The 9,115-nt window shown below is 61.6% G+C and carries 13 protein-coding genes; 6 read left to right on the top strand and 7 right to left on the bottom strand.

Features of this window, described 5'->3' with window-relative positions; genetic code table 11:
* On the top strand, positions 1–343 hold a 343-nt coding region (locus tag AACZ55_RS14130), incomplete at its 5' end, for a GFA family protein (protein WP_339647132.1).
* Positions 344–351: 8 nt separating this feature from the next.
* Here the strand turns inward: AACZ55_RS14130 and AACZ55_RS14135 are convergent.
* Positions 352–1,359 carry a D-glycerate dehydrogenase gene (locus AACZ55_RS14135; RefSeq protein WP_339647135.1) on the bottom strand — a complete coding sequence of 336 codons (1,008 nt, stop codon included), beginning with the start codon at positions 1,357–1,359 and terminating at the stop codon, positions 352–354.
* Between the two features lie 156 nt (positions 1,360–1,515).
* Here AACZ55_RS14135 and AACZ55_RS14140 point away from each other — a divergent pair, with 156 nt between their 5' ends.
* Positions 1,516–2,079 (top strand): SH3 domain-containing protein, encoded by a 564-nt coding sequence (locus tag AACZ55_RS14140; RefSeq protein WP_339647138.1) that lies wholly within the window; start codon positions 1,516–1,518, stop codon positions 2,077–2,079.
* A 46-nt stretch (positions 2,080–2,125) separates the two neighbouring features.
* On the opposite strand, the gene irrA is transcribed toward AACZ55_RS14140, so the two are convergent.
* Positions 2,126–2,566, bottom strand: a complete 441-nt coding sequence (gene irrA / locus AACZ55_RS14145; protein WP_338608292.1) for an iron response transcriptional regulator IrrA — start codon at positions 2,564–2,566, stop codon at positions 2,126–2,128.
* A 337-nt stretch (positions 2,567–2,903) separates the two neighbouring features.
* Between irrA and raiA the strand changes: the two genes are divergently transcribed.
* Entirely contained in the window at positions 2,904–3,479 is a 576-nt protein-coding gene (gene raiA / locus AACZ55_RS14150) for a ribosome-associated translation inhibitor RaiA (protein WP_338608291.1), read from the top strand.
* Between the two features lie 166 nt (positions 3,480–3,645).
* Positions 3,646–4,113, top strand: a complete 468-nt coding sequence (locus tag AACZ55_RS14155) for a PTS sugar transporter subunit IIA (protein WP_338608290.1) — start codon at positions 3,646–3,648, stop codon at positions 4,111–4,113.
* A 126-nt stretch (positions 4,114–4,239) separates the two neighbouring features.
* Here the strand turns inward: AACZ55_RS14155 and AACZ55_RS14160 are convergent, their stop codons facing one another.
* The 4 genes from AACZ55_RS14160 to AACZ55_RS14175 form a co-directional block, all read right to left on the bottom strand.
* A complete protein-coding gene (locus AACZ55_RS14160) occupies positions 4,240–4,839 on the bottom strand; it encodes a hypothetical protein (protein ID WP_339647140.1) in 600 nt (199 codons plus the stop codon).
* 112 nt (positions 4,840–4,951) lie between these two features.
* Complete coding sequence (locus AACZ55_RS14165; RefSeq protein ID WP_339647143.1) at positions 4,952–5,359, bottom strand: VOC family protein; 408 nt, start codon at positions 5,357–5,359, stop codon at positions 4,952–4,954.
* 2 nt (positions 5,360–5,361) lie between these two features.
* Entirely contained in the window at positions 5,362–5,664 is a 303-nt protein-coding gene (locus tag AACZ55_RS14170; RefSeq protein WP_338608287.1) for a DUF1150 family protein, read from the bottom strand.
* Positions 5,665–5,677: 13 nt separating this feature from the next.
* Positions 5,678–6,100, bottom strand: coding sequence for an Hsp20 family protein (locus AACZ55_RS14175; RefSeq protein ID WP_338608286.1), 423 nt, complete (start codon positions 6,098–6,100; stop codon positions 5,678–5,680).
* Positions 6,101–6,254: 154 nt separating this feature from the next.
* Here AACZ55_RS14175 and AACZ55_RS14180 point away from each other — a divergent pair, with 154 nt between their 5' ends.
* Complete coding sequence (locus tag AACZ55_RS14180) at positions 6,255–7,052, top strand: hypothetical protein (RefSeq protein WP_339647146.1); 798 nt, start codon at positions 6,255–6,257, stop codon at positions 7,050–7,052.
* Here AACZ55_RS14180 and AACZ55_RS14185 read toward each other — a convergent pair.
* Entirely contained in the window at positions 6,997–8,019 is a 1,023-nt protein-coding gene (locus AACZ55_RS14185; RefSeq protein ID WP_339647149.1) for an NAD-dependent epimerase/dehydratase family protein, read from the bottom strand. The two genes, AACZ55_RS14180 and AACZ55_RS14185, sit on opposite strands and share 56 nt — an antisense overlap.
* Before the next feature lie 99 nt (positions 8,020–8,118).
* Here AACZ55_RS14185 and AACZ55_RS14190 point away from each other — a divergent pair, with 99 nt between their 5' ends.
* The gene (locus AACZ55_RS14190) at positions 8,119–9,015 is read left to right on the top strand and encodes a LysR family transcriptional regulator (protein ID WP_339647151.1); all 897 of its coding nucleotides are present in this window, start codon (positions 8,119–8,121) and stop codon (positions 9,013–9,015) included.
* Positions 9,016–9,115 lie beyond the last annotated feature (100 nt).

Here is a 9,115-nt window from a genome sequence, read left to right on the forward strand (position 1 = left end):
ATGCAATTGTACCTATTGCTTCAAGACCGGCTATCGCAAAGCCTTCGTCTATGGCGATTCGGTCATCGTGACCGAGGGTGAAGCCCGTATCGGCCACTACGCTGCCGACCCGTCCTCATGGCCACAGGGCACCATTGATCACATGTTCTGCACGAAATGCGGCACGCAGGTTTTCTCGCGCGGCTATCTCGAATTCGAGCCCTTCAACGGCTGGTTCCACGCCGTCAACGTCTCGACTCTCGACGATGTGACGCCCGAAGAACTCGATGCCACCCCGATCCTCTACGAGGACGGCCTGCACGACCGGCAAATGCAGGCGCCTTCAGTCACAGCTTATCTCTAGGGCGGGACTTAAAGCGGCGACCGCCCCTCGGGCAAAACGCGATGCGGTGGCGTGTGGCCGTCGAGAAAGGTGCGGATATTGACGATCACCGTCTCGCCCATCTCGATCCGCGCTTCGAGCGTTGCCGAGCCCATATGCGGGGTCAGCATCACCTTGTCGGCCCGCGCCAATTCGAGCAGCTTGGGGTTCACCCCCCTCTTGTGCTCGAAAACATCCAGCGCCGCACCCGAAAGGTGCCCTGAAGCCACAAGATCGGCCAGCGCGTCCTCGTCCACCAGTTCGGGACGGGAAATGTTGACCACGAACGCCCCGGGCTTGAGCCGTTTCATCCGGTCCGCTGAAAGGATGTCGACGGTATCGCGCGTATGGGGCGTGTGCAGCGAAATGATATCGACATGCTCGACCATCTCGTCGAGCGAGGCCCAATAGGTCGCCCACAGCGATTCCTCGATCTGGGGGGCTTTTCGAGTCCGCCCGCAATAATGGATGGAAAGTCCGAACGCCCTCGACCGCCGTGCCACCGCGGTGCCGATCCGACCCAGCCCCACGATCCCCAGCGCCTTGCCGCCCAGCCGCCGGCCCAGCATCCAGGTTGGCGACCAGCCCGGCCATGTCCCGTCCTTGAGCAGCACCCGAGCGCCCTCGGTCACCCGGCGCGGCACGCACAGCATCAGCGCCATCGCCATGTCGGCGGTGTCCTCGGTCAGAACCGAGGGCGTGTTGGTTACGGTTACTCCCGCCGCATGGGCCGCTTCGATGTTGATGTTGTCGAATCCGTTGCCGAACTGGGCGATCAGTTTGACGCCCGCAGGCATCTGGGCGATGAAATCCGAATCGATGCGGTCGGTGATCGATGAGACCAGAACCTCGGCCCCCTTGAGCGCGCTCAGCAGAGCCGTCGAATCGAGTGGAGCGTCGCTCTGGTTGAATGTGACGTCGAACAGCGCCGCCATGCGCGCCTCGACCGGCTCGGGCAGGCGGCGGGAAACGACGATTTTGGCCCGGTCCCGGGTCACACGATCACCATTATTGCAGACTAGCTCCGGCACCGGTTCTCTATGATTTTCAGCGCGCATTAAGATCGCGCGATTACTGTTAGGGAAAAAGCGCCGTGCTGCAAAGTCCTGCCGCGCACGCCGGCGCAGCGTTCAGCCTGTTCAATGAGTAAAATCGTGCGCCCTTTCATCTCCCTTCGCCTGCTTTTGGTGTTGGCTCTGGCCCTTGGCACCCCGGCGTTGTCGGTCACCCCGCTCCTCGCCCAGAATGCGCAGGTTGGCGCCTCCAGCGGCCTGCCCATCCCGCGCTTTGTTTCCATGCGCAACGCCCCCACCAATGTCCGCGTCGGGCCGGGCACCAATTATGATATTGCCTTTACCTTTCTGCGCCCCGGGGTTCCCGTCGAAATCACGGCCGAATTCGACACATGGCGCCGCATTCGCGATGTGGAGGGCGATGAGGGCTGGGTTCACCAGAACCTGGTTGTCGGCGACAGGACGGCCCTCGTCGCTCCCTGGCAGGCTGAAGGTCCAATTGCCCTGCGCGTATCCGCCAGCCCCGAATCGGCCATCCGCGCCTGGCTTTCTCCAAAAATGCTGGTCTCGGTGCGCACCTGTACCGGCACGGCCTGCGAAATCCGCCTCAGCCACACCGGCCCCGATGGCCGCACGAGCTCATATCAGGGTTTTGTCGCCCAGCAGACGCTCTGGGGTGTCTATGAAGGCGAAGTCTTCGACTGAGACAATTGTGGGGGGCCGGAGCCCAACCACCTCATGCCCACAGACCCTATTGGGTGCGCTTGACCCGAACGATCACATCCACATGGGTCACTTTCATGCCCTCTGGCGCATCGGGAATGCCGGCGATCTTGATCGAATCGGACGGAATGTCCTCGATCCGCTGCTCATCCTCGATAAAGAAGTGATGGTGGTCGGTTGTGTCGGTATCGAAATAAGACCGCGCCGCATCCACTGAAATCTCGCGCAACAGCCCGGCCTGCCGGAACTGGTGCAGCGAATTGTAGATCGTGGCCAGCGAAACCGAAACGCCCGCGCCCTCGGCCTCCGAATGGAGCTGCTCGGCGTTGACGTGCCGGTGCGGACCGGAAAACAGAAGCTCGGCCAGCGCGAGCCGCTGGCGGGTGGGCCGCAGCCCGGCCATGCGCAGCACGGCCATAAGGCAGGGGCCGCGTGAGGGATGCGCCTCGGCCCTAATCGTTGCAGTCATTGGCTCTTTTAGCGTTTGGAATTGCCATTGTTGGGCCGGACTATACCGGTCGGGGCACCCCGACACAAGAACGCTCCCGGCTTGCCGCTTTCATGCCAGCGGCACCGATCTTCAAACCGTTGAAAACAAAGAATATATTGAAAAATTCCTTGCCCCGGGAACGTCGGCTGCGGGCTCGGTGTTATCCACCGCCACCACTTGAAAGTGATGGCGCCGGCCCGGTTCTGATTGCCAAGGGTCAGCCAAGGGGTCTAGACTCCACAGTGCCCGTCAGAGCTTGGGTGCAGATGAGGTTGGCTCCCGTGCCGGGCATCCGAAACCAGACCAAGAGGCCATCATGAGCTTGCGCGTATCTGGCAAAAACATGGACGTGGGAGAAACGCTCCGCGGCACCGCCACCGATCGGATCGATGCCGTGGTCGGCAAATATTTCGATGGAGGATATGACGGTCATCTGACCCTCGAGCCCGAAGGCATCGGGTTCAAGGCCGATTGCATGATTCATCTCGATACCGGCGTCGTCCTGCAGGCGACGGCCTCTGCCAACGATGCCATAGCGGCCTATGAGGATATGGCCACCCACATCGAAAAGCGCCTGCGGCGCTACAAGCGCAAGCTCAAGAACCACAGGCGCAGCGCCAACGGCAACGGGGCAGGCGATGGCTACTCGGCCTATGTGCTGGCCGCGCCCGATGACGATATCGAACTCGACGAGGATTTCGCACCCCCCGTCATCGCCGAGGCGACCTCCAATCTGCGCACCATGAGCGTGGGCGAGGCCGTCATGGAGCTCGATCTGTCACAGTCCGATGTAATTGTCTTCCGGCACGCTGGACATGGGGGCATGAATGTGGTTTACCGCCGGGCCGACGGGAACATTGGATGGATCGATCCGGCCTTGTCGCAAACATGACGCGCATTGGCGCGTTTCCGGCAAAGGGTGCATGCCGCCCTTTCGGTCCGGAAGCGCGCCGGACACACCGCCCGCCGACCATTGTATAGGACGATGGAAAAGGCGTGGGCTTGAGACGAGATTGTCAGCGGTCATAAAGAGAAACGTCACCCAAAAGGTTTGTTAAATGGAACTTGCTGACATCCTGTCGCAGGATTCGATCATTGCCTGCGCTAAGGTCGCGAGCAAACGCCAGCTCCTCCAACTTCTGGCTGATCGTGCGTCTGAACTTGTCGGTATCGATTCGCAGGTGATCTTCGAGACCCTGCAGAACCGCGAACAGCTGGGATCGACCGGCCTGGGCAATGGCATCGCCATCCCCCACGGCAAGATCAAGGGCCTGCCCTGCGTCACGGCGGTCTTCGCCCGCCTTGCCCAACCCATCGATTTCGATGCGGTCGACGATCAGCCTGTGGATCTTGTCATGATGCTCCTGGCCCCCGAAGGCTCGGGCGCCGATCATCTCAAGGCCCTCAGTCGCGTCGCGCGCCTGTTGCGTGCCGATGGTGTGGTCGACCGCCTCCGCGCCACCAAGGACGGAACCAAGTTGCGCGATATTCTCACCACGCCGTCCGAAGCCATCAACGCGGCCTGATCTCCGCGCTTTGGCACGTGATACCAATAAGGCCGCCCTTTGGGGCGGCCTTTCGATTTCGGTGTGAGGCATCTGCCGCCCTGGAGTTTGTCCAGCAAAACCGCTTCCACCTTTGCTGGACAAGCTCTAGTAGCCGTAGAGCATGTATTCAGGCAGCGGCACCGTTCCCTCTTCGATCACCGGCTCTATGGCCCGGCATTCCGGCTCGCGCGCCAGCGTATCGGCCATCTTGCGCGCCGTCTCATTGGCGCCCGGATTGCCGGTTGCCACCACATAACCCACGATGCACCCCTGCCAGGCTTCGATCAGCCCCACCTTCTGGACGAGCAGCACCTCGATGGGCGCGTCCCGCTCGGGCGCGGCCACGAACCAGCGCTGTATGGTGGCCAACGGGATCTGCCGCTCCCCCTCGCTCAACACCCGCCATTCGATCACATCGTGCGGCGTGCCCGTATCGACAAAGCTTGCCCAGCGCGAGACCAGCTCGCCCTGCGGGGGAAACCCGAAATAAAGGCTGTGATTGTCCCCCATTGTCTGGAGCAACACAGGATAGCCGCCATAACCGGGGCAAACCGCCTGCCGCGGTATTCCCGTGTCCGCCTCGCCCGGCGCAAACATGACGCACCGGGTTGCGTCGAAATCGGTATAGACGCTCTCGATGGTCTGGGCCGACGCCCCGGCCATGCCCAAAAGCATAGCCATCACCGCAAGTCCAATCCGCTTCATGGCTCCCTCCACAGCGCTTCTCGAGCATGGATAACAGTTTTCAGGCACAAAAGCCCGACCGACCTGCGTGATACCAAAAAGGGCCATCCCATGCGGGACGGCCCTTTTTCGTTTAGCGCTTCCAGCTGTCGTTATAGAATACGACGCGGTAGCCGTCGGGATCCTCAAACGTCACGCCTTCGGCGTCCCACCATGGGTTGAAGGATTTGACCGGCGCATAGCCCGCAGCTTCCATGCGGTCGCGCGCCTGCTCGTAGGCGGTTTCGTCTGGCAGGTAAAAGACCAGCAGATTGTCCTCGGTCGGCGCGCGTCCGGCCCTATGGCCATGCGCGCGGGTAAATTCGAGGTGATAGGGCGCGCCAGACCCGCCCAGGATTATGCCATCGAATCCGTTATGTCCCTCGAAACGGGACAAAAGTTCAAATCCCATCCCGTCGCGATAGAAATGCAGGAGCGCGTCGATGTTGTCGGTTGGGCGGGCGACACGCAGCACCGGCGCGCTCTTGGCAGGCTCATTCATGGCTAATGCAATGTCGCCAACTGCACCTCGTGGCCGTCGATCCAGTCCATGATCGCTTCTTCGGTGTCGGCGATCAGAACGGGAGCGCCGTCGGCACTCATGAGCAATTCCAGGCGTTGTTCGGCAGGCGCCATGGCGGCCTGGGGGATAAACTCGGCCAGTTCGCCCGCGTCCATCTGCTTGCGGAACACGATGTCCCCGGCGCCCAGTGCTGCGAACTGTGCGGCGGTCAGCGTCTTGAGCGGTTCGGCCTCGACACCCAGATGGGCGTCAGTGAACGCTGTCTTTTCAATGGGCTTGTTCATAACGCATACCTCTCTACTCGACCGAACGGATCTCGATACGGCGGGTCACGGTCTCGGTGACGGGCCGGTATACGGTGATAACGAGGAGGCCGTCTTTCAGTTCGGCACCCTCTATCCTCATGCCGTCGGCAAGCAGGAAAGTGCGCTGAAACTGCCGTGCGGCGATGCCGCGATGCAGATATTGGCGCGCACCGTCTTCAGTCTGCCGGCCCCGCACGATCAGCTGATTATCCTCTCCAATCACTTCCAGATCGTTACGAGAAAATCCGGCGACCGCAATGGCGATCGAATAGGTTTCATCCCCGGCTTCGGCGGTCATCCGCTCGATATTGTAGGGAGGATAGCCTTCGGAGGCCCGTGCAAGCCGGTCGAAACGCTCTTCGAACGCATCAAAGCCCAGAAGAAAAGGGGCGGAAAACAGCGATACCCGTGTCATCGGTCGTTCATGTCCTTGATACCAAGCAACATCGCAACTTTGAACCTGCTTCAGGCTTCATCGTCGCTTGGCTATGATATGGGGCGTCGGACCTTGCGTTCAAGGTGGCCATCCTTCTATTGTCCGCGACTGCAAATTGGACTGGGATGGCAGCATGATGCGCGAGCAGTTGTTGTATTTGAGCGGACCGGCTCGCGCGATCGTGATGGCGATTGTCGCCGTTGTTTTTTCCTGTTCGCTTGGCCTTGTGGCCTATCTGCTGTGGATTCATCCCACTGGCAACGAGAACATCGTTGTGGCGAGCATATCGCTCGCCAACACTGCTGCAACCGCAATAGGCTTCCTCGTCGTCCTGCTCATGTCCCGCGTATCGGTTGATGTCGAGGGACTGAAAAAAAGCACCGACCGCTTCATGCTCGAGGAACTGCCCGACGCCTTCAAGGCCGTGGACTATGGCGTTCCACCCATCGGTACGGCCGAAGCGCCCTCGATTCAAAGCGCCAGCAATGTAAAAACCGCTTTCAGTTATGTGCGCGGTACCAGCATGGCGCGCTACGAGGTTGAAGCATTCGGTATGGTCCAACACGTTACGGTCATGCTCAATGTTCGGCGTATCGTCGTCGCCTATGCCTTCCCCCCGACCTACAGGATTGAAGATCAGGAGATCCGACAGGCCTTCGAATATGCCGAGAAAGGTGCGCAGCACGCCGGCTACCAGACGGAGTGGCGGATGATGGGCTCCGGGGAGCAGCGACACCTCGAATTCCGGGCGTTGGTGAATTTGCCCCAGGACTTCTTGACCCATTCGGCCGAACGGCTCTTCTGGAGCAACGACATGGCCATAATGACAAGGTCAGTGCTCAAATCACGCGAAACCTATGAAAGCGGGCCCTTGGTCACGGATGCCGAGCCTTCAGGTCGGGATGGACAGACCGAAGGTCCGATGGAGTGATCGGATCCGTCTCGGCCACGCACCCCATCGCCACGAGCGATTGGTGCATGGCGGTGTCGAGCGGCGTGCGCGGCTCGGCGCCGAGCAGTTCGACAAGCCGCGTGTTGTCCATCCGCATCGGATGGCGCCAGACCGCCGCGATATCGGCCGCCTCGCGCGCAAATCCCCCGAACGGTGCCAGAAGGTGCATCGCCCACCAGGGAAAGCGATAGACCGGCAGCTTGCGTCCCACCTGCCGCTCGATGGCCTCGATCATCACCGTCCCGCTCTCATCGTAAATACCCTCGAACTGCAGCCGCTCGAACGGGCGCAAGGCCTCAGGGCGCTCGAGCAGCAACGCGAAGGCCTGAGCGAGATCGGGCAGATACGCCCAGCTGTGCCCCGCACCGCGTGCGACATTGATGATGCGCCGCACCGGCTTACCGGCCGCCACCATGCCCTGGGCGAACCAGCTCGATCGGGCACCCGGCCCGAAAAAGTCCCCGGCCCGCAGAATAAGGCTTTCCACCTCAGGAGCCGCCCGCTCCAGCCGGGCCTCGAGCTCCGCACGGATACGGCCCTTGAAGCTTTTCGGGGTCTGCGGGCTTGTCTCGCTCAGCACCGGTGTGTGCGCAGGATCGAAATTATAGACAGTGCCCGGCAGCACCACCCGCGCCCCCACATCCCGCGCCGCGGCGATGGTGTTGTCGATCATCGGCAACACCAGCTCGCCCCAGTTTCTGTAACCCGGCGGGTTGACCGCGTGCACGATGGTCGAAACCCCTTGCGCCGCGCCGATCACATCCGCCCGGTTCATGGCATCGCCGGCCACCCAGTCGATTCCAGCCACCCCGCTGCGCCGCGCCACATCGAGGTTCCGCGCCAGCCCGCGCACCGTCCAGCCCTTGCCGATCAGGGCTGTGGCGATGGCGCCGCCCACCCCGCCCGTGGCCCCCAGAACCAATGCCGTCCTTTTTTCCGTATCCATGATCGAAATCCTTCGTCTGCGTTTGCGATGGACGAAAGATGGGCTCGGCAGGCCTAAAAATAAATTGGCAAAACTTGGAGTATCGCCTACAAAAAACTTATGAAGCAGACGATCAACTGGGACGACCAGCGCATCTTTCTTGCCGTGCTTGAGCAAGGCAGCCTTTCGGGTGCGGCGCGACGGCTTGGTCTGTCCCATCCCACGGTGCGCAGCCGCATCGAGGCGCTCGAGGCCGATCTGGGCACCGTACTGTTCACCCGCTCGATGACCGGGCTCACGCCCACCGAGGCGGCGGAAGCCCTGCGCGAACCCGCCCATGCCATGGCCATTGCATCGGATGTCTTTATGCGCCGTGCTTCGGCACCCTTCGGAGAAATCGCCGGCATCGTGCGGCTGAGCGTGCCCGAATTTATGGGAATCGAAGTCATTCCTGCGATGCTCGAGACCCTCAGGGTGTCGCACCCGGCCATTCGCATCGAGTTGTCATTGTCCAATCAGCGGGCCGATCTGTTGAGCCAGGAGGTCGATCTTGCCGTCCGCACCGTCGCGCCCGACCAGCAGGCGCTTCTGGCCCGCAAGGTCGCGACCATCCCTTTGGGCATGTTTGCCAGTCACGCCTATGTGGCGCGGCGCGGCCGGCCCGAAACGCTCGAGGATCTGGCCAACCATGACATGATCGGGCCCGACCGCGATCCGCTTGATCTTGAATTTGCCCGGCGCCTGGGGCTGACCTTTGCGCTCAACCGCATGGTGCTGCGCACCGACAGCCATCCCGCCCAGATCGCCGCCGCCCGGGCCGGCGTGGGCATCGCCGTGGCACAGGTCCCGCTGTGCGAGGCCGACCCGCGCCTTGTGCGCATCCTGCCCGATTACGCGCCAGTGCAAATGGGCACCTGGATCGTGACCCACGAAAACCTGGCCCGCGTACCCCGCGTCCGCGCCGCGTTCGATACGCTCGTTGCCGGTTTCCATGCAATGATGCGCAAGCCGTCATAGGCCCAACGCAACCAGTTCGCCCCTTTGCGCGTTATTGGAACGTCCTATTGGGGACGATCATTAACAATGCTGTTGTGGGGTTAAAATGGACGAAATGGGA

The organism is uncultured Pelagibacterium sp. (genome assembly GCF_963972885.1).
GTDB lineage: Bacteria > Pseudomonadota > Alphaproteobacteria > Rhizobiales > Devosiaceae > Pelagibacterium > Pelagibacterium nitratireducens.

Excerpts from the sequence above, each read along its gene's own strand:
- AACZ55_RS14165 (WP_339647143.1), bottom strand. The coding sequence starts at position 5,359 with ATGAATGAGCCTGCCAAGAGCGCGCCGGTGCTGCGTGTCGCCCGCCCA.
- AACZ55_RS14175 (WP_338608286.1), bottom strand. The coding sequence starts at position 6,100 with ATGACACGGGTATCGCTGTTTTCCGCCCCTTTTCTTCTGGGCTTTGAT.
- AACZ55_RS14170 (WP_338608287.1), bottom strand. The coding sequence starts at position 5,664 with ATGAACAAGCCCATTGAAAAGACAGCGTTCACTGACGCCCATCTGGGT.
- raiA (WP_338608291.1), top strand. The coding sequence starts at position 2,904 with ATGAGCTTGCGCGTATCTGGCAAAAACATGGACGTGGGAGAAACGCTC.
- AACZ55_RS14155 (WP_338608290.1), top strand. The coding sequence starts at position 3,646 with ATGGAACTTGCTGACATCCTGTCGCAGGATTCGATCATTGCCTGCGCT.
- AACZ55_RS14190 (WP_339647151.1), top strand. The coding sequence starts at position 8,119 with ATGAAGCAGACGATCAACTGGGACGACCAGCGCATCTTTCTTGCCGTG.
- AACZ55_RS14185 (WP_339647149.1), bottom strand. The coding sequence starts at position 8,019 with ATGGATACGGAAAAAAGGACGGCATTGGTTCTGGGGGCCACGGGCGGG.
- AACZ55_RS14160 (WP_339647140.1), bottom strand. The coding sequence starts at position 4,839 with ATGAAGCGGATTGGACTTGCGGTGATGGCTATGCTTTTGGGCATGGCC.
- irrA (WP_338608292.1), bottom strand. The coding sequence starts at position 2,566 with ATGACTGCAACGATTAGGGCCGAGGCGCATCCCTCACGCGGCCCCTGC.
- AACZ55_RS14180 (WP_339647146.1), top strand. The coding sequence starts at position 6,255 with ATGATGCGCGAGCAGTTGTTGTATTTGAGCGGACCGGCTCGCGCGATC.